21 protein-coding genes and 1 tRNA gene are annotated in these 19,699 nt (G+C 35.3%); 6 read left to right on the top strand and 16 right to left on the bottom strand.

All coding sequences use genetic code 11. The features are described from left to right. Positions 1-171: 171 nt before the first annotated feature. The 8 genes from MKY69_RS02530 to MKY69_RS02495 all read right to left on the bottom strand — a co-directional run bounded on the left by MKY69_RS02530 (position 172) and on the right by MKY69_RS02495 (position 8,487). Positions 172-1,086 carry a magnesium transporter CorA family protein gene (locus MKY69_RS02530; protein WP_003103164.1) on the bottom strand — a complete coding sequence of 305 codons (915 nt, stop codon included), beginning with the start codon at positions 1,084-1,086 and terminating at the stop codon, positions 172-174. 69 nt (positions 1,087-1,155) lie between these two features. Continuing rightward, a complete protein-coding gene (brnQ, locus tag MKY69_RS02525) occupies positions 1,156-2,514 on the bottom strand; it encodes a branched-chain amino acid transport system II carrier protein (RefSeq protein ID WP_037619745.1) in 1,359 nt (452 codons plus the stop codon). Between the two features lie 198 nt (positions 2,515-2,712). Beyond that, on the bottom strand, positions 2,713-4,719 hold the full coding sequence (gene metG / locus MKY69_RS02520) for a methionine--tRNA ligase (RefSeq protein WP_340790918.1): 2,007 nt from the start codon (positions 4,717-4,719) through the stop codon (positions 2,713-2,715). A gap of 107 nt (positions 4,720-4,826) precedes the next feature. Next, positions 4,827-5,546, bottom strand: coding sequence for a YoaK family protein (locus MKY69_RS02515; protein WP_340790917.1), 720 nt, complete (start codon positions 5,544-5,546; stop codon positions 4,827-4,829). Positions 5,547-5,611: 65 nt separating this feature from the next. Continuing rightward, positions 5,612-5,701 (bottom strand) — tRNA-Ser (locus tag MKY69_RS02510). Between the two features lie 87 nt (positions 5,702-5,788). Then, positions 5,789-7,477 (bottom strand): hypothetical protein, encoded by a 1,689-nt coding sequence (locus MKY69_RS02505; RefSeq protein WP_340790916.1) that lies wholly within the window; start codon positions 7,475-7,477, stop codon positions 5,789-5,791. Between the two features lie 94 nt (positions 7,478-7,571). Next, positions 7,572-8,219 (bottom strand): SdpI family protein, encoded by a 648-nt coding sequence (locus tag MKY69_RS02500; protein WP_340790915.1) that lies wholly within the window; start codon positions 8,217-8,219, stop codon positions 7,572-7,574. Beyond that, the gene (locus tag MKY69_RS02495; RefSeq protein WP_004234704.1) at positions 8,206-8,487 is read right to left on the bottom strand and encodes an autorepressor SdpR family transcription factor; all 282 of its coding nucleotides are present in this window, start codon (positions 8,485-8,487) and stop codon (positions 8,206-8,208) included. Before MKY69_RS02495 ends, MKY69_RS02500 begins: the two co-directional genes overlap by 14 nt. A gap of 175 nt (positions 8,488-8,662) precedes the next feature. Here MKY69_RS02495 and MKY69_RS02490 point away from each other — a divergent pair, with 175 nt between their 5' ends. The 5 genes from MKY69_RS02490 to MKY69_RS02470 all read left to right on the top strand — a co-directional run bounded on the left by MKY69_RS02490 (position 8,663) and on the right by MKY69_RS02470 (position 12,190). After that, positions 8,663-9,490 carry an exodeoxyribonuclease III gene (locus tag MKY69_RS02490; protein WP_003106271.1) on the top strand — a complete coding sequence of 276 codons (828 nt, stop codon included), beginning with the start codon at positions 8,663-8,665 and terminating at the stop codon, positions 9,488-9,490. 1 nt (position 9,491) lies between these two features. Further along, on the top strand, positions 9,492-10,157 hold the full coding sequence (locus MKY69_RS02485) for a DNA alkylation repair protein (protein ID WP_004234706.1): 666 nt from the start codon (positions 9,492-9,494) through the stop codon (positions 10,155-10,157). A 74-nt stretch (positions 10,158-10,231) separates the two neighbouring features. Further along, positions 10,232-10,606: a glyoxalase/bleomycin resistance/extradiol dioxygenase family protein gene (locus MKY69_RS02480; protein WP_003106267.1), complete on the top strand. Its 375-nt coding sequence runs from the start codon at positions 10,232-10,234 to the stop codon at positions 10,604-10,606. Between the two features lie 18 nt (positions 10,607-10,624). After that, complete coding sequence (locus tag MKY69_RS02475) at positions 10,625-11,041, top strand: VOC family protein (protein WP_003106265.1); 417 nt, start codon at positions 10,625-10,627, stop codon at positions 11,039-11,041. 246 nt (positions 11,042-11,287) lie between these two features. Continuing rightward, a complete protein-coding gene (locus tag MKY69_RS02470; RefSeq protein ID WP_340791871.1) occupies positions 11,288-12,190 on the top strand; it encodes a cation transporter in 903 nt (300 codons plus the stop codon). A 440-nt stretch (positions 12,191-12,630) separates the two neighbouring features. On the opposite strand, the gene MKY69_RS02465 is transcribed toward MKY69_RS02470, so the two are convergent. The 5 genes from MKY69_RS02465 to serC all read right to left on the bottom strand — a co-directional run bounded on the left by MKY69_RS02465 (position 12,631) and on the right by serC (position 16,441). Continuing rightward, positions 12,631-12,990, bottom strand: a complete 360-nt coding sequence (locus tag MKY69_RS02465; protein WP_340790914.1) for a Spx/MgsR family RNA polymerase-binding regulatory protein — start codon at positions 12,988-12,990, stop codon at positions 12,631-12,633. Beyond that, positions 12,987-13,487, bottom strand: a complete 501-nt coding sequence (locus MKY69_RS02460) for a methylated-DNA--[protein]-cysteine S-methyltransferase (RefSeq protein ID WP_003106256.1) — start codon at positions 13,485-13,487, stop codon at positions 12,987-12,989. The genes MKY69_RS02465 and MKY69_RS02460 overlap by 4 nt, the downstream gene beginning before the upstream one ends. 68 nt (positions 13,488-13,555) lie before the next feature. After that, on the bottom strand, positions 13,556-14,731 hold the full coding sequence (locus MKY69_RS02455; RefSeq protein ID WP_003106254.1) for a 3-phosphoglycerate dehydrogenase family protein: 1,176 nt from the start codon (positions 14,729-14,731) through the stop codon (positions 13,556-13,558). Between the two features lie 47 nt (positions 14,732-14,778). Continuing rightward, entirely contained in the window at positions 14,779-15,327 is a 549-nt protein-coding gene (locus MKY69_RS02450; protein ID WP_004234714.1) for a GNAT family N-acetyltransferase, read from the bottom strand. A gap of 22 nt (positions 15,328-15,349) precedes the next feature. Then, on the bottom strand, positions 15,350-16,441 hold the full coding sequence (gene serC / locus MKY69_RS02445; protein WP_003106251.1) for a 3-phosphoserine/phosphohydroxythreonine transaminase: 1,092 nt from the start codon (positions 16,439-16,441) through the stop codon (positions 15,350-15,352). 116 nt (positions 16,442-16,557) lie between these two features. Between serC and MKY69_RS02440 the strand changes: the two genes are divergently transcribed. Further along, positions 16,558-17,190, top strand: a complete 633-nt coding sequence (locus tag MKY69_RS02440) for a copper homeostasis protein CutC (protein WP_003106250.1) — start codon at positions 16,558-16,560, stop codon at positions 17,188-17,190. Positions 17,191-17,217: 27 nt separating this feature from the next. On the opposite strand, the gene MKY69_RS02435 is transcribed toward MKY69_RS02440, so the two are convergent. The 3 genes from MKY69_RS02435 to rsmI all read right to left on the bottom strand — a co-directional run bounded on the left by MKY69_RS02435 (position 17,218) and on the right by rsmI (position 19,697). Beyond that, positions 17,218-17,613, bottom strand: a complete 396-nt coding sequence (locus MKY69_RS02435; protein WP_003104681.1) for a DUF5684 domain-containing protein — start codon at positions 17,611-17,613, stop codon at positions 17,218-17,220. 78 nt (positions 17,614-17,691) lie between these two features. After that, complete coding sequence (locus MKY69_RS02430; RefSeq protein ID WP_002360751.1) at positions 17,692-18,651, bottom strand: IS30-like element IS1062 family transposase; 960 nt, start codon at positions 18,649-18,651, stop codon at positions 17,692-17,694. 176 nt (positions 18,652-18,827) lie between these two features. Further along, positions 18,828-19,697 (bottom strand): 16S rRNA (cytidine(1402)-2'-O)-methyltransferase, encoded by an 870-nt coding sequence (gene rsmI, locus MKY69_RS02425; protein WP_003106249.1) that lies wholly within the window; start codon positions 19,695-19,697, stop codon positions 18,828-18,830. Between the last annotated feature and the right edge of the window lie 2 nt (positions 19,698-19,699).

Below are 19,699 nucleotides of genomic sequence, written 5' to 3'. Positions count from 1 at the left end.
TTTCCCTTTTTTATAAGATATAGTGAGCGGGAAATATTTTAGACCAAAGTTAAAATATTAGGCATGGAATTCTTTCGGAATTCGCTGCCGTCCTTCACCACTATAGAAAAATATCACAAAACGAAGACAAAAAGCTCTGCTTTCGTTTTGTGACCCCTATTAAAATTTTACTCATTTTTTTCGATATTTCATCATGACTCTTAAAATTAATGCCATCACAAACCAAAGAACGACTGAAATGAGAATAACCATGACCCAACCAATCGGATTGTGGGTCAATCCTCTTGGAAGTGGGACATTAATCCCAAAGAAACCAGTTACAATACTTGGAATGGTTAGAAGGATTGACAATAAGGTCAAGATTTTCATCGTATCATTTAACTCATTGTTTAAGACATTATTATAAGTACCTTCAAGCTGGTTCAAGACTTGAGCAGATAGTTGGGTCATTTCCAATAACTGCTTGGCCTCAATGATGGCATCATCTAACTCTTCTGCTTCAATATCAGTCAACTTCAGATGAGCACCCAAGCTCTTGACTTGTTGAAGCAACAAAACGTTTTGCTTACTTGACGAAACCATATAGACTAAACCAGTCTCTAAATCTGACAACTCCAGTAATTCACGTTTACTAGTCCGTTCCCTTAACAATAGATTAAGTCGATTGCGCTCATGGTTCATCTTCTCAACAGTTGGAAAATAGTTCTTTGAAATGACATATAACATGGTAAATAGAAATTTATAAAGACTTTGACCATCCGTTTTTTTCAAGAATGTCGCCATTTGATTGACAATGTAAGCACTGCGATCCTTATAAATCGTAATCAAACGATTTTGGTGAACATAAAAGGTAATGGGAACTGTTTGATAATAATGACCCTGTTTGGATACATCCAAAACATTATAAATTAAGAGAAGACTATGCTCGTCCTTATTGTACTCTAAATGGGATAACTCATTTTTGTCAGAGGCATAAGTCAAAATCTCTTCATCAACTTGTAACTTATTTTTTAAAAAGAGGATATCCTCAGGGTTATCAGCATTTGCCATAACAACTGTAAATAAATCTTGTGTAACTTCTTTCAAATGCTTTTTCTCCTTTGAATTGGTAAAACCAGTATACCAAAAAAAGAGCTCAGAAGCTCTTTTTGATAATTATGATAGTTCTTCATTAGCTTCCGCTTGGAAACGAGAAAGATTAAATGCTTGACCCAATTGCTTATCTGGCAGAATCAAAGCAATCACTAAACCAATCACTGTTGGCACCAACCAGCCCATTGACAGAGCATGGAAAGGAATAGCATTTACTATGTTTGATAAGAATTGTGATTTAATTAAACCTGCTAAAACCTCTAGAAGTGAAACAAAGCTGACCAAACCAATAGTCACCGACATCCCTTTTTTAGATAAAGGCAACCATTTGTTGATTAAAATAATGATGACCATTACAATCACAATTGGGTAAAGTAAGGTCAAAACAGGTACAGAGAATTGAATCACAGTATTCAAGCCTAAATTTGCAATCAAGAAGCCAATAATCGTAAAGGCAACTGCAAATACTTTATAATTAGCAAATGAGAAATGCTTATCAAAAAACTCTGATACAGAGACAATTAAGCCAACAGTTGTTGTAAAACAAGTGAGCACAACCATCAAACTTAAAAAGATACGTCCAAAAGGACCAAATAAACTATATGAGGCTTGGGCTAAAACATATGCTCCTTTGTTAACATTTGGATCAGCTAAAACATCAGCTGGTATATGGAATTTGTTACCTAGGAAGCCTAGTCCAATATATAGGATACTGAAGGCCAAACTGGTTACAATTCCAACTACCCAAATGGTTGATAAATATTCTTGTTTACTCTTAAAACCAAATTGTTTGAGGGTTTCAATTGCTACCAAACAGAAAGCGACAGAGGCTAAAGCGTCAAGTGTATTATAACCAGCAAGGATTCCTGATCCAAATGCACTGGCTGTATAGGCCGCGTTAGCTACAGAACTCGTTTCATGACCATACTTCAGGGCACCTATTGTCACTAATAAAAGAATTAATAAAGCAAAAAGGGGTGTTAAAATTTTACCGACACTATTAAGAATGTTGTTTGGTCGGAATGCCAAGGCAAATGCCGCCAAGAAATAGATTAGGGTAAAGATGAAAAGGGCAAGTTGACTGTGTCCTACAAGCGGCGTTAGTCCAACTTCGAAAGAGACAGTTGCTGTTCTAGGAATGGCAAATAGCGGGCCAATGGTTAAATAAAGTAAAACAAGGAATCCTAATGAAAACCATGGACTAAACTTTAAATCCATCTCATGCTTGTAACCTCCATTTGTGAGGGTTCCGACAAGCAAGGTAATAATGGCAAGTCCTACTCCTGATAGACAGAATCCTAAAATTGCTGGCCAGAAATTGGTACCTGAATCAACACCTAAGGCAGGAGGGAAAATCAGGTTACCTGCTCCAAAAAATATTCCAAATAAAAGTAACCCTGTTAGAAAACCTTTTTTAACCATAAAACACCAGTTATGTAAACCTTTGCTTACACCTTTCTTTTTCGTTTCATCCATAATAGCGGACAAATGTCCTAAAATGAATAGATTGTTATCTATTATAACAGAAATTTTTGAATAATCTAGTCTTTTTTCGAAATTTTCTAACAATTCAAACATTTAATAAAGAGTTACTGCAACTACAGTAACTCTTATCATTTTTTAACCAATAACTGAACCATTTGGAACTGAATAATCAACCGTTAGGACTGACAATTGACCATCAAATTCAGCAGATAAAATCATCCCTTGACTGACATATTTTTTCATCATTTTACGTGGTTTTAGATTCGCGACGATCTGCAATTTCTTGCCAACTAACTCTTGTTCGTTGGGATAGAACTTAGCAATTCCTGACAGGATTTGACGATCTTCACCATCTCCGGCATCAAGTCTAAAGCGCAGCAATTTATCAGAGCCTTCGACCTTAGAAACTTCTTTTACTTCGGCAACACGGATTTCGACTGCATCAAAGGTCTCAAATTTAATCTCTTCTTTTTCTGATTTTAGCTCAACTTCTTCAGGAATCCACTCTTTTTCCTGTGTAGAATTGGCGGGGCTAGCTTCCATCTGTTTCTTGATAAAGGCGATTTCTTCTTCCATATCTAAACGTGGGAAAATAGGTTGCCCTTTTGTAATAACTTGAATATTTTCAGGCATATTAGCGAGGGTTAAATTTTCTAGGTCAAAGTCTATCGACAAACCAAGCTGAGTCATGATTGCATTTGACGTTTCTATCATAAATGGTTGGATTAAGTGGGCAACCACACGCAAGCTAGCTGCTAAATGAGCCATTACTGAGGCTAGTTGTTCTTTATCACCATCTTCTTTGGCAAGAACCCATGGAGCTGTCTCATCAATATATTTATTTGCACGTGAAATGATTGACCAAACGGCATCAAGTGCACGTGGATAATCAACTGCATCCATTTGTTTATGGTAATCAGCAATTTTTTCTTCAACTAGATAAGCTAAGTCAAGGTCAAACTCTGTTACATTTTCTACATAGGAAGGAACTTGTCCACCAAAATATTTGTTAATCATGGCAATTGTACGATTCAAGAGATTTCCTAAATCGTTAGCAAGTTCATAATTGATACGGCCTACATAGTCCTCTGGAGTGAATGTTCCATCAGATCCAACCGGTAAACTTCTCATCAGATAATAACGTAATGGATCCAAACCAAAACGTTCAACTAGCATTTCAGGGTAAACGACATTGCCTTTTGACTTAGACATTTTGCCATCTTTCATGACAAACCAGCCATGAGCAATCAATCTTTCTGGTAAAGGCATATCTAACATCATCAACAAAATTGGCCAGTAAATAGAATGGAATCGTAAAATGTCCTTACCAACCATATGGAAGACTGTGCCATTCCAGAATTTATCAAAGTTAGCATGATTTTCTTGACCGTAACCAAGTGCAGTAGCATAGTTAAGGAGGGCATCAATCCAAACATAAACAACATGTTTAGGATTTGAAGGAACTTGCACACCCCATGTAAATGTCGTACGAGAAACAGCCAAATCTTCTAAACCCGGCTCAATAAAGTTCTTCAACATTTCATTCATCCGACCGTCTGGTTGGATGAATTCAGGATGTTCATTAAAGAATGCAACCAATCTGTCCGCATATTTTCCAAGACGAAGGAAATAAGATTCTTCTGAGACCCATTCAACTTCATGTCCAGATGGTGCAATACCACCAGTAACATTGCCTGATTCGTCACGGAAAACTTCCTCCAATTGGCTTTCAGTAAAGAACTCTTCATCTGAAACCGAATACCAACCTGAATATTCACCTAAATAAATATCATCTTGGGCAAGCAATCGTTCAAAAACATCTGCGACCACTTTTTCATGAAAATCATCAGTTGTACGAATAAATTTATCATATGAAATATCAAGAAGTGACCATAATTCTTTGACATCTTTGGCCATCCCATCAACATAGGCTTGCGGAGTTATTCCTGCTTCTTCAGCTTTTGTTTGAATTTTTTGACCATGTTCATCTAATCCAGTTAAATAGAAGACGTCATGATTCATTAGTCGTTTGTAACGTGCTAGTACATCACATGCTATGGTTGTATAAGATGACCCAATATGTAATTTCCCTGATGGATAATAAATGGGTGTCGTAATGTAAAATGATTTTTTCTCAGTCATTTTGATTCCTTTCAAGGCTAATGAAACCTTTGTGAATTTTTATGTTCATCTAAAAAATGAACAGTCTACAAACTATTATAGCATAAGTAAAAAAACAAAAAAACTGTTTATTCCGCAGAATAGCCAGTCTGAAAGGGTTTAACTTTTGCTTGAATGCGATTGAATTCTTTTCCCAATAAATAATTAACGTAAAACAGAGGTAGTAAGACTGGGATAAGAGCTAGTTCATTGATTTTTAGCGAGAGAATTGTTGAGGTAGAGGCACCGATGATAAAACTAATAATGACAAATAGCGTATTTCGACCAATTAATATCAATTCTTTATTGCCTTCATAAATGCCTTTTGTTAATTGATAAGCAGCATTTTTAACATTACCAGTCATCATAACATTAGCATAACCTGCCCCTCTAAGTGATTTAAAAGTATCCACTTGGATTGATGCAAAAAATGCTAATCCTGATACAGTAAAGAAAGCTGGTAATAGTGGTGTTAAAACAGCTGTTACTGCTGCAATTAAAGTCAAAATAAAGCTCGAAAAGAAATACCAGTGAATATTATGCTTGTTAGCCCAACGATGCATAAAATAGGTAAAAGATTGCCCTAACATAAAGACAATTATTGGAAGTAAGAAATCTAAAGCCCTAGATATATTTCCTTCTGCTAAGCTCATCGCAAATGAAACGACATTTCCTGATTGTACTCCTGCGAAACGTCTTCCTTGTGTCATAAAAGTAAAGGCATTGACATAACCAGAGATAAAAGTAAGGGTCATAGCACATCTTAAACCCTCGTGAATATAATATTTTTTACGACTTCTTTTTGACATTGTGTCCTTCCATTCTTGTCTTTACACGAAAAAAAATACTGACGTCAGTATTTTTATCTAGTATAAGGAGGATGTGGGATTCGAACCCACGCACGCTTTTACACGCCTGACGGTTTTCAAGACCGTTCCCTTCAGCCGGACTTGGGTAATCCTCCGAAAACTATCTAAAATTATAGCATAGCATTTACAAATAAACAATAACATTTAGAAGTTTTCATAAGAAAAAAGAGCTAACGCTCTTTTTAGTTGGTTTGATTAGAAGTAGTTGATTTTTCTAGGGTCAATTTGAAGTTTTGTAAATAATTAGCCTCACCAAGTTCAGCAGTAAATTGGTCTCCTGCTTTGACAAATGGTAAATAGTCACTTGTCTCACGACTGGCTCTGATTTTATAGACCTTGCCTTCAGTCATTATATAATAAATGGTTGTTCCTAAAATTGTCTGACTAGCAACTTGTTCAATAGTGCCTGAAACTTTTTCTACTTTTTTATTTGAGGGACTGAGCGTTGTCAGTCCACTTGTATCACGATCTGTAAACTGAGAAATTAATGTTTCAATATCATTATTAACTGTAACTTGTTGATAATCTTCTGCATCAACTAAGGCATAGGATTTAACTAAACTGGCTTCATCTTTAAGTGAAACTAAATAGAATGCTTTATTATTTAACTTAACTAAAGTTGGTGCAGTAGCTGTATAGTTTTTTTCTTGAACCTCTCCTTCTGCTGATTTCATTGCTGATGTTTCAGTTGCTGAAGCAAGTTTGTAATTAGTGATTTCTCTGGTTCTCATATTGACTAAGATAAAACCTAAATTTGAGGAATCAGCAGTTGCTGAAGTAAGTCCAGTATATAAGTAAATATCTGATCCAATGGTAATGTAGTTATAAGAATCTGTTGTGTTTTTAACCCCTGCTTGGCTAAAAACCGTATTCCAATAACCATTATGATAAGTATAATGGTCATCAACCCGTTGAATTACATTTTCTGCTGAATAAACACGGTCAACCCATTCAGGAATATGACCCAATTTATAATGTTTAGTTTTACCAGTTACAGCATCTAATAAGATGACACCTGTTGGGTCTGGTGAAGATAAACCAAATTTGGGTTTATAAGTCGTGGCTACATAGTATGGATTACCTTGGTCATCAACCTCAAAGGACGGATCTGCAAAAATTGTAAAGGGATGAAGGAAACGTAAATGTCTCATCGTATCTCTGAACATGAATTCAGAATCAGAGTACTTCATTGGTTTTTGTAATTTTTCTAACTCAGCTTTACCTGTTGTTTGATTAACCTTAACATAATAATTAATGCCTTCAGTTCTATTTGTCAACCATTTCCAAAAGCTCTTGTATTGTAATGGAGACACACGATAAGGCTGTTTCCCAATTGTAATTTGGCGGTAGTCATCAGAGATACCAAACTGTGAGACTTTGTCAATTGTCCCTAAATAAGTATCACCAATTTTTTCTGCTGACTCACGGTCTAGCAAGGCTAAGGTTGAGATATTTGTTTCAGGGAAATCTTTTTTAAAGTCAGCATTTTTAACTTTGATTACATTGGCGTAGCTTTTAGCACGAAAAACACGCGTGTTAAAAAACGATAATAGACCTAATCCCATTGCTATTGCAATAATAGTAATGACTATCCATTTTACTTTCCCTAAGAAAGGATTAAAGTAAGCTGTGACATCTTTTTTGCCATTGAGTGGCTTTGCAGTACCTGGGTTCTTGCTTGAAAAAAGCATTGAAAAGCCTTGGCTATAGGATGATAGGACAATATTAACGGCAATAATAAATAGGATGAAAATTAAAAATAGCCAAAAATCACCACTGAAGATATTAATTGGCGGTAGGTTATTCCAGTAATAGCCAACAATAATTAAGATTGAGACTATCACTTGTCCACTGGTCATCATTTTTTTCATTCTTTTCCTCATAGATTTCTATCAAACTTTTCCATATTATAACATAACTTCGAAAAGACTTACGGTATAAAATTAGCAAAAGAATTCTCTTGACCTAGTTTTTAGTTATGTCTAACTTCTTTTTATAAATAAGATATGAGTAGATAGTTGGTACTAGTATCATCAGAATCAAATCAATGATTAAGATGACAACTGGATAAATATTGAATAGCCCACTAACAATTAAGAGAAGACCCCCAATAACCCAATTTTTGCTGGCAAAGCGATGGGTTTGTTTCCAGTTACCTTCGTCGTTAAGTGTCCAGCGTAGTTTGATTCCGACTGTGTAATTTTGTCCAATTTTTGGAAGGTAATTTCCAAGAATCAGAATGAGAGCTCCTAATAGACATAAAACTGAGTTACCAGAGAAAGTAACTATTTTTACTGCATTTAACAAAACAGCTGTTTGAACCCAAATCGAAATAGGAGGTATAATCCAATAAGTTAATTTGTAAATTTTTCCAATTTTCTTTGCCTTTGGATCTAAACTTGTGGTAAAAACGACAAATAAATGCATGACCATCATAAATAGTGGCATAAAGAAAACTGTAAAAGCTTTTCCTGAATAGTCATCAGCCTGACCATTCATTCCAAAATGGGTTGCAACTTGTTCAGGTAACTGATTCCATAAAAGTAGCCCAAATAACAAAGGTAGCAAGGTTAGTAAAGATGTTATTAGTAATAATTTTTTATTGATTTTCATTGTCATTGTCTCCTTTTAAATCTGAAATCCAGACCATTATATCCTCCAAAACTGAGGTATTGATATCATAATAAATAAAGTTTTTGACTTTCTCCTCTGTTATCAAATCTGCTTTCTTTAAGATATTCAAATGATAGGACACACTGGCTTGCGCCATATCAAACTGACTAGCAATGTCTCCGGCAGATAACTGACCATTTTTTAGAAGTGTTAAAATCTCTCTCCTAATAGGATCTGATAAAGCTTTAAAAGTATTAGCAAAACTCATTTCATCACCCCTCATCTATTTAGAAATATTTCTAAATAGATTATAGCATCATATATGCAGAATGCAAGACCTATTTAGATAAAATTCTAAATAGTTACATAGAGCTTAAAACCTCGCTTGCTTTGACCTTTTTTGATAGAATAAAGACGATAGAAATAAAGAAAGAGACCATCAAATGAAATTAATCTCATGGAATATTGATTCCCTTAATGCTGCACTTACTGGCGAGTCGCCACGCGCCCTTTTATCTCGTGCTGTTATTGATACCATTGTTAATCAGGATGCTGATATTATTGCCATCCAAGAAACAAAATTATCAGCAACTGGTCCAACTAAAAAGCATTTGGAAGCTATTCTTAGCTACTTTCCAGAATACCTTCATGTTTGGCGTTCATCTGTAGAGCCTGCCCGTAAAGGTTATGCTGGAACTATGTTCCTCTATAAAAAAGAGCTTAACCCAACAGTAACTTTCCCCGAAATTGGCGCTCCTACAACGATGGATGCGGAAGGCCGGATTATCACCTTGGAATTTGAAGACTTCTATGTAACACAAGTCTATACCCCTAATGCTGGCGATGGTTTGAAGCGTCTTGAGGATCGCCAAGCTTGGGACATTCAGTACGCTGATTACCTAGCTGAATTAGATAAAACTAAACCAGTTCTGGCCACAGGCGACTATAATGTAGCTCACCATGAAATCGACCTTGCTAACCCAGCCAGCAATCGTCGTTCCGCTGGTTTCACTGATGAAGAACGTTTAGGCTTCACTAACTTATTAGCCAAAGGTTTCACAGATACCTTCCGCCATTTGCACGGTGACATACCAAATGTATATACTTGGTGGGCACAACGCAGTAAAACCAGTAAAATTAATAATACAGGTTGGAGAATTGACTACTGGTTAACATCAAACCGAGTTGCTGATAAAGTCACTAAATCAGAAATGATTAACTCAGGTGCAAGACAAGACCATACCCCAATTTTATTAGAAATTGATTTATAAAATGACTGACGCAAGAGAAAAATATCAGGAATTGCTTGTGCGTTTTGAAGAGCAAGCTAATGCTGAGCAAGCTAGTAGAATGGCTGCATATATGAAAAATCATTTTCCTTTTTATGGGGTACAAACGCCAATCCGCAGGACTCTTTATAAAGATATTATTATTGCTGATAAAAAGAATGGAAAGATTGATTGGGATTTGCTAAATTTAGTTTGGTCTCAAGAAAAACGGGAACTCCACTACTTTGTCTGTGATTATTTAAAGGGACTACATAAGTTTTTAAGTTACGATGATGTGCCGCTTATTCTAACATTTGCTAAAAGTAATCAATGGTGGGACTCCATTGATCACTTTGACCGGATTCTAGGAAACATCTCCGATGATAGAATCCCTTCGTTGATGCTGGAGCTTTCTCAATCTGAGGATTTCTGGTTGCGACGCATAGCTATTGACCACCAACTAGGTCGTAAAGATAAAACGGATACTGCTTTATTGGAAGAAATTATTACCAATAATTTTGGCTCTAAGGAATTTTTCATTAACAAAGCTATTGGATGGAGTTTACGTGACTATTCCAAAGTTAATCCCGATTGGGTTAGAGATTTTGTCATTACATATCAGGAGGATTTAGCCCCACTATCCTTTAGAGAAGCTAGTAAATATATTTAAGCCAAAAAGCTTGTCTATTTTTTCCAGTCAAGCTATAATTACTTAAAATAATTTATTACTAAATGGAGAGAACAATGATTATTAAATCTACTACAATGCTTTATGTTGATGACACTAAGGCTGCAATGGAATTTTGGACTGAAAAAATGGGCTTTGTCATTATTGAGCAAGCTGAAGGTGAAGGACATATGTCTTACGAGATTGCACCTTCTCAAGAATCAAATGTTAAATTTGGTTTATTTAATAAAGGCTTAGTTGCTGCGGCAAATCCTGAAATGAATGTTGGCTTTCCTTCATTAATGTTTGAAACTGATAATTTAGAAGCTGAATATGAACGTATGACGGCTGCTGGTGTCACTACTAATCCAATCATGGAATATCAAGGAATTGTTCACTTTACTTTCACTGATAGCGAAGGCAATTATATTGCCATTCGTCAGACTAACTAAGACTCAAAGGAGAATTTCATGGTCGCATCAATTAATGTTTATCTAATTACTAATGGCAATGGAAAAGAAGCTGTTCAATTTTACAAGGATGTTTTCAATGCTGAAATCACAAACTTAATGTTCTGGAAAGATGGCGTTCCTGATTGTCCAAAAGAACGTGAAGATTTAGTAATGAATGCTCAACTTGAATTTAATGGCCTTCGTCTTCAATTATCAGATGAAAACCCTGATTTTGAATACAGAGCTGGTGGTAACATGTCAGCTGCTATTATCGTTGATAGTGTTGAAGAAGCTCATGACCTCTACAAGAAATTAACAGTAAATGCTCAAAACATTCTAATGGAACTTCAAGAAATCTTCTGGAGCCCAGCCTATGCTAACTTTATTGACCAATATGGTATCATGTGGCAAATTAACACAGAATTAGCAAAATAATCGAGAGAAATTCCATCTCTCAAAATGAAGACAAGATTTCTTGTCTTTTTTGCTGTGTATTATCAATACAAACTTGATGAATGATTACTAAATTTTTTTGACTAAAGTAACATCAAGCATAAAACCATATCATTCAATAACAGGTGATATAGTTTGTAATATCTGACCATTTTTGATTTATCCTATTATTCATGTTACCATTATATAGAGAAAAATTAAAAAGGGGGATACATGATCAAAAAAAAAATAAATAATAAATCTATCGAGAGGAAAGCACTAGCTGTTTCAACAATTGTAAACTTTATTACCGCGATTGCAGGTATAATCATATATATCATTACTGGACTAAATGCATTGCTTTTAGATAGTGTATTTTCTGCTATCGGTTGTGCGTCTACCCTAGCCGGGTTCTATATTACTAAAAATAGTCACCGAAAAACTAAAAACTTTCCAAATGGCATGTACTTTCTGGAACCACTATTTGGAATCTTAAAGTCAATTGCAACTCTTATGCTTCTCATTATTGCAAGTCTTGAATCTGCAACAGTTGCCTATGCTTATTTTTTTAAAAATCAAGGAAGTCCAATAACTATTGGGCCTGCTTTTCCTTACGCAATCATAACTGGGACAATGTGTCTATTATTGGCATATTATAACCATAAAAAAAATAAAAGTATAAACAATCTAAGTACCATGTTACAGGCGGAGATTAAGGCCAACTTTGTGGATGGTATCATTTCTTATGGAATTGGTTTAACTTTACTAATGCTGTATTTTATTGCTATTGATGGTAAATTAGGTTTCTTACACTATACTGGTGACTTTTTTATCACTATTATGCTAGTAGCCATATCCTTCAAAGAACCTTTAATGGTACTTATTCATTCTTTTAAAGAATTTGCTTACTCTACTGTCCAGGATCAAGAAATCAAAGCAAGTATTATTTCCGTCTTTAAAGCAGAATTACCTAATCACCTTGAAAATTTAGATATTACAATTTATAAACAAGGCATGCAAATAAATATTCGCGTTTTTATTATTGGTATTGATAACACTGATACCATTGAAGAACTAGCTTTGGAAAAAGCCAATCTCTTAAATCACTTACGTAAAGAATTTGAACAAATTAGTTTAGAATTTACTTTTTAATAGAAGATGAAAAAGAAGATAAATCACTTATCTACTTTGAGGTTATAGACAAATTATCTACATCAAAATTTTATTTTCTTTCAACGAATAAAATTTTGATTTTTTAAGCATTAAAATCAATTTCAATACAAAATTAAAAGATACTTTTCTACGTGGTAAAAATGGCTGAAGTACATTATTACCAGCCATTTTCGGAATATTTTTGGAGAATTAGTCCAATGTACTAATTCTGCGTGACCCTTGAAAGAAAAAAGCGAGGGGACTAAAATTTTAATAATGGAATTCCGAAGAATCAAAAGGTTCCAGTGAACCCTTTGATCTGCTCTCCTTAAAACTAAAGGAGAGCATACTAGAGCCGAATTAACAAGAAAAGTATCAAAAAATGAAGACAAGTGACTTTGTCTTCATTCTGAAAGAAGATAAGCTACTTATCTTCTTTTTCATTTTTTTAACAAGTCTTCATCATAAAGTTTTCTAGCACCTATTTGTAATACCTTATCATCTTGAACTAGAATTGGACGTTTGATTAACATACCATCTTTTGACAAGAGTTCTGCTGCTTGATCAATTGTTAAACTGCTAATCTTATCTTTCAAACCCATTGCTTTATAACTACTCCCATTGGTATTGAAAAAATTCTTCATGGCAAAATCTGAATTTTCCATCCAGCCTTTGATTAGCTCTGCTTTTGGTGGATTGGTCTTAATATCTACGGATTCAAACTGATCAACCAAGACTTTCAATTCTTTTTTAGCTCTTTGACAGGTTGAACATTTAGGGTATTCATAAAAAATAATCATTTTCTTTCCTTTTCTAAAATTGTTTTTTCGTGATTGAGGAGCCATTCTTTCTTGTCAATTCCGCCTGCATAGTTGCTTAAGCGACCGTCACTTGCTAGGACGCGGTGGCAAGGAACAAAAATGCTTAAAGGATTACGACCCACTGCACCACCGACAGCCTGGGCTGAGGCGCAGTCAATTGCTTTAGCAATGACACCATAGCTACTGGTCTGTCCCAAAGGGATTGTCAGCAATTGAGTCCAAACTTTGGCTTGGAAGGGGCTGGCATTAGCTTTTATAAATTGTGGTTTGGCTGGGATTTCTCCGGAAAAATAGGTGTCCAACCAGTCTATGGCTTGCTTGAGAACAGGTGTAGTTTTTTCTAAAAAAAGGTCTTGCTCAAGCCCTGCTTGAAAGTACTTTTGGTCTATAAACCATGCTCCAAGTAAGTAAGAATTATCGGCCACTAGGGACATAGGTCCTAATGGTGATTGATAGCTTGCATGGTATAATGTCATAATCATCACCTCTATAATCATTAGTATAATCAAAAGGCCTCCCGAAAGCAAATTTCTGGAGGTCTCTTTTATTTAGTAATTAATCTCACTTTGATGATGTTGTCATTGTTTTTGAAGTCTTGGACTAATTGGTCAATTTTATTAGCATCACATTCATCCAAATCTAGTAGTGTGTAGGCATAATCACCTTTTGAACGGTTAATGATATTGGTAATGTTGATATTCATATCCGAAACAGCTGTTGAGATCTTAGCAACAATATTCGGGACATTTTTATTAATTAGAGTAATCCTGTAAGGGGCTGTCAATACTTGGTGTACATTTGGAAAATTGACTGAATTAGTAATCTCACCTGTTTCCATAAAACGGCGAATGGTTTGGCCAGCCATAATAGCACAGTTTAGTTCAGCTTCTTCTGTTGATCCTCCAACGTGTGGAAAGACAGTTACTTTTTCTTTGTTTAAGAGTTCCTCCGTTCCAAAGTCTGTGATATAACGTTTAATCACACCTGTTTCAATAGCTTCAAAGAGGGCTTGATTATCAACCAGTTCGGCGCGTGCAAAGTTGATAACAGTTGTTCCTTTCTTCATAATTCCAAAGTTATCTTTGTTAAAAGTATTTTGAGTATCTTCATTTAAAGGAACATGAATCGTAATATAGTCACATTGCCTAAAAATATCTTTGAGATCATTAACCCGTTTGACATGACTTGAGATATTCCAAGCTGTCTCAATTGATACATATGGGTCATAACCAAATACATGCATCCCTAGTCGATAAGCATCATTAGCAATTCTTGCTCCGATAGCACCAAGTCCAATAACACCTAGTGTTTTTCCGCTTATTTCACTACCTGCAAATTGCTTTTTCCCAGCTTCTACTTGTTTTGGAACATCATTTCCAACTAGACCATTTGTCCATAGATTAGCAGAAATATAATCTCTAGCTGATAATAAGATAGATGTCAAAATTGCTTCTTTTACTGCATTGGCATTTGCACCTGGTGTATTAAAAACAACTACTCCAGCTTGTGTGGCCTCTTGAATTGGAATATTGTTTGTACCTGCACCTGCACGCGCAATAGCTTTTAAATTATCTGGAAATATTTGTCCATGCAAATTTTTACTTCTTAAAATATAGGCATCTGGATTGTCAGCCAAATCACCATCAATCTGGAAAGTATTCCCTAGTTCTTTAAGTCCAATTTGATTAATATTATTAAATGTTTTTACACTAAATACCATAATTTGTTAAAAGCTGAGATGATTATCTCAGCACTCCTTATTAATTTTTATAAACCATAACGACTATCTTCATCAATTTGTTGATAATCTGCCTTTTCATGGTCTCCTTTGATTTTTTGATAGGCTAGTCTTTCTCCTGCTAATGGTACTTTACCACAGTAGGTATAGCCCAACTTTTCAAAAATATGTTGCATACCCAAGTTCATTTCATGCGTATCGCCACGGAAATCAACTTGATCAAATCCTTCAATGAGTCCTTGTAAGAAGGTTTGTCCGATAGCTTGTCCTTGTTTGTCTTTAGCAACAGCAATTCGGTGAAAAGTAATATAGTCTTTATTATCTGTTAACCAATTACCATCAAAAATAGCATTATAGGCTTCCTCATTGCCAAAAATGGCAGCCGTATAAGCCACAATCTCACCATCTTCCAAGGCAACATAACCCTGACCAGCCAAAATGTCATCAATAATTATTGAGGCATCTGGATAACCATCTTGCCATTGGTCACTGCCATAAGCAGCAATGATTTCTTTTGCCCCATCAATGAGGTCCATAATTTGCTTTACTTCATTAGGAAAAGCCAATCTAATTTCCATACCTATAAAACTCACATTTCTATTACTTATTTTTAGCTTCAAATTCTTTCATAAAATCAACTAAAGCAACAACACCTTCAGCTGGAAAGGCATTGTATAAGCTGGCACGCATACCTCCAACACTACGGTGACCCTTAATATTTTTAAAGCCACGAGCATCTGCTTCTTTGACAAAAGCATCATCTAATTCTTTACTTGGTGTTGTAAAGGGAATATTTGCCACTGAACGGTCTTTTGAATTTTTGACAGGGCTTGAATAAAACTCAGATTGATCAATATAGTTATATAATAAACCTGATTTATCTCTGTTCAAAGTTTCCATTTGATCTAAGCCACCAAGTTTTTTGACCCATTCAAAGACCATCTTAGCAATATAAATACTATAAGCTGGTGGCGTATTATATAAAGATTGTGCATCTGCTTGAATCTTATAATCTAACATACTTGACGGCGTTGGTTGTTCGTTGAGAAAATCATTTCTGACAATGACAACAGTTACTCCAGCTGGCCCAATATTCTTCTGAGCGCCAGCATAAATCATACCAAATTTTTCCACTTGGTAGCGAACTGCTAGAATGTTTGATGACATATCGGCCACAATGGGGACACCGTTGGTGTTCGGCAAATCATAGATAGCTGTTCCTTCAATAGTATTGTTGGTTGTTAGGTGGACATAAGCGGCATCTGGGTCAATTTGCGTCGCATCGTAAGTTGGAATCTGGTCAAAGTTGCTATCTTCTGATGATGCTAGCAAGATTGGTTCAAAGGGCACTGTTTTAGCAAGTTTCAATGCTTCTGTATATGCTTTTTTCCCCCATGAACCTGCCACCAAATAGTAGGCTTTTTTGCCACGAGCTAAGTTTAATGGGAGCATGGTAAATTGCGTTGATGCTCCCCCTTGTAAAAAGAGGACACGGTAGTTATCAGGAATTGCCATTAATTCTCTTAAAAGGTATTCAGCATCTTTGATGATTTTATCGAATTCTTTGGATCGGTGGGACATTTCTAATACACTCATGCCACTTGATTGATAGTCAAGCATTTCTGCTTGTGCTTTTTCAAGGACAGGTTTTGGCAAGACAGCAGGTCCTGCAGAGAAATTATAAATTGTCATAGGTACACCTCCAAAATTATTATTCAGAGTATATCATAATTTTCAGAATTTTACAAAGATTTTTAGAAAATTTCCTGGCCATAATCATGGTATAATAGAAAGGTAAAGGAGAAGATATGTTAATCAAAGAATTTTGTGCAGAAAATCTAACTCATTTAAGCAACTTGCAAGCTCCTGTTATTGCACGTGTTGAATTATGTGACAACTTAGCTGTCGGGGGAACGACACCTTCGTACGGTGTCATTAAAGAAGCCTGTCAGCTATTACATGAAAAGGCAATCACTGTAGCTACAATGATTCGTCCACGAGGTGGAAACTTTGTCTACAATGACCTTGAACTCAGAGCCATGGAAGAAGACATCATCAAAGCTATTGAAGCTGGATCAGATACTTTAGTTCTAGGTTGTCTAACTTCAGATAATCTCTTAGATACAGATGCCATTGAACAGCTTTTACCAGCTAGCCAAGGTTTACCACTTGTCTTTCATATGGCTTTTGATGCCATCCCTGAAGAAGAGCAAAAATCAACAATTGATGCTTTAATTGACTATGGTTTTGTCCGTATTTTATTGCACGGCAGTGAAGCTAGTCAGAGTATTTATGATAATGTCGATCACATCAAAGAATTAGTAGACTATGCTGACGGACGCATTGAGTTAATGATCGGTGGAGGTGTCACTGCCGCGAATGCAGAAGAACTCAGTCAAATGACTGGAACAAAAGTTGTTCACGGCACAAAAATAATCTAAAAAGATCAACTCAATGAGTTGATCTTTTTAGCCCATAAGGTGTTTAACAATATGGTAGTTATCTTCTTGATATAGTTTACCAAAAGCTACAACTAAGGTCACAATTCCTGGGAAAAATAAACCAAGTACTGCTAAGCCTTTTGATGCACCAAATGCTCTTAAATAGCAAAAATGTGTATAAGAATAATAAATCGGGAAAACCCATCCAATAAAGTAAAGCCATTTATTTTCAGGCCCAAATGTAATTTCATGTTTGACAAAATCAGCATAGATTGGAATGATTGATTTCCAACCTTCTTGGCCAGCCTTTTTGAATAGACGCCAATTCCCAATTACCATTAAAAGTATTGAAATTAAAGCAATAATAAAAATAATTCCATAGATGCCCACAATGGCAACTAATGCATATTCATCTTCAGTCATAAATCTCCTCTTTCTGAAAAAAACATATGACAATAATCTGACGAAATTGTCATAATAACATTCTAATATTATTAATTGTCAAATTAAGTTAGACAATTCCTCTTTGCATATGTGACTCAAGAATACTTCTATTGGTGTTTTATAGTTTAATGATTTTCGAGGGATATTATTTCTTTTCGATGCAATAGATTGGATAAAAGATTCATCAACTTCGTTGAAATCCATTTGCTTTGGTAAACCATCTTTACGTAATAAACCATTAGAGTTTTCATTTAACCCTCTTTGTGATGGTGTACCAGGATCTGCAAAATAGATATCAATATCATTTATATTACTGATTGATTTCCAATTTGAAAATTCCTTTCCACAATCAAAAGTCATTGATTTGAATAGATGCTTAGGTACAGATTGCATCCATTGGTTCAAACGATTTTCAATATCTATAGCTCGTCTGCCTTCTGGCTGAAGAGTGATGATTACTTTAGATAATCGCTCAACGAGGGTAATAACAGCACTTTTGTGCTTTTTACCCACAATAGTATCCCCTTCAAGGTGGCCAAATTCTTGATTGAATTTAGAATAATCATTTCCTCTGTCACGAAGTGATCGACGAAAAGATTGTTTTCCCCGAGTTTCTTTGTGTCCGTTGGCTTTACGTTTTCCTTTCATAGGTAGGTGAGTCACTTCAAATACGCCTTGTTTAAACATACGATAAAGTGTACGCATAGAACAAGAAATAGAAAACTCTGCACGGCCAACAATCACATCAGGTGTCCAACCTTGAACAACCCTCTTTTGAATATATTCTGTTTGTTCATCTGATAAGACAATAGGACGTCTGCCACAGCGAGTTTTATTCTTCTTGTATTGATTGAAATAATCTAGAGCATTGTGCCCTGTTTTGAAAAATTGGTAAACTTTATGAATCGTTTGTCTAGATCTATTCAATAGTACTGCGGTTTTAGCTACAGATTGATGATTATTATAATACGCCTCTATCATTGCAAGTTCATTTGATGTAAGATGGGTATAGGTCATTTGTCTTCACTCCTTATAATTCTTTTGCGGGAACTATCTTGAGTGTAGCACAAATGACTTTTTTATTTGTCTAGCTTAATTTTACAATCGGCGTATATAAAATTTAACATATTTCTAACCTTAAACCAATAGATTGAAGAAGATAAAATAAAAAAGTTGAAATTTTTTCAACTCATTTATAGACCATGATATGCATTATAGACATCTTGTCGATTTAATTGATAATCTTTTGCAACTGTTTTGATCGCCTGATTTGGTTTTATCCCTTGATTAATCAATTCTTGAACTAAGTCTGGTAAACTTCTTTCCAGATCTTCAGGGTTAATATCTTGCTTTTGTTCACTTTGTCCTGAGACAATCAATAAACATTCCCCTTTTAATGGGGTTTCTTTAATAGAGGTAAGGAGTTCAGAAATTTGACCGCGTTGATATTCTTCAAATATTTTTGTTAATTCTCTGACCAGCACTACTTGACGATCACCATAGATTGTCAGCATATTTTCTAAAGTATCTGCTACACGGTATGGTGATTCATAAAAAATTTGGGTTTCTGGATAAACTTCTTTTTCTCTAAAGAATTCTTTTTGTTGGCCTGCTTTTCTTGGCAAAAAGCCATAAAATATATGGGGTTGCGGTGCTAAACCACTTGCAATCAAAGCTGTTATTCCTGCGGATGCTCCTGGCAAGGCAACAACGTTAATGTCATTTGCGATAGCTGATTTGACCAAATCATGACCAGGGTCAGAAATAGATGGCATCCCAGCATCTGAGACCTGCGCCAGCGATTGCCCAGATAATAATAAATCAATTAAATAAGGAATTTTTTCAAATGCATTATGCTCGTGAAATGAAAACTGTTTGGTTGGAATTTCAAATTGCTTAAGTAGTAATCCGGTATTCCTAGTATCTTCTGCGCAAATCAAATCGACAGACTTAAGCGTTTCAACGGCTCTGAACGTCATATCTTGCAGATTACCAATCGGGGTCGGAACTAAATAAAGAATTCCTGACGTTTTTTTATCTTTGAAACTTTTTTGAATTTGCATGG

This window comes from Streptococcus sp. FSL R7-0212, assembly GCF_038007985.1.
Lineage (GTDB): Bacteria > Bacillota > Bacilli > Lactobacillales > Streptococcaceae > Streptococcus > Streptococcus parauberis.
The sequence above is the reverse complement of the archived record's forward strand: the minus strand, read 5'-3'. Positions and strand labels throughout refer to the sequence as shown.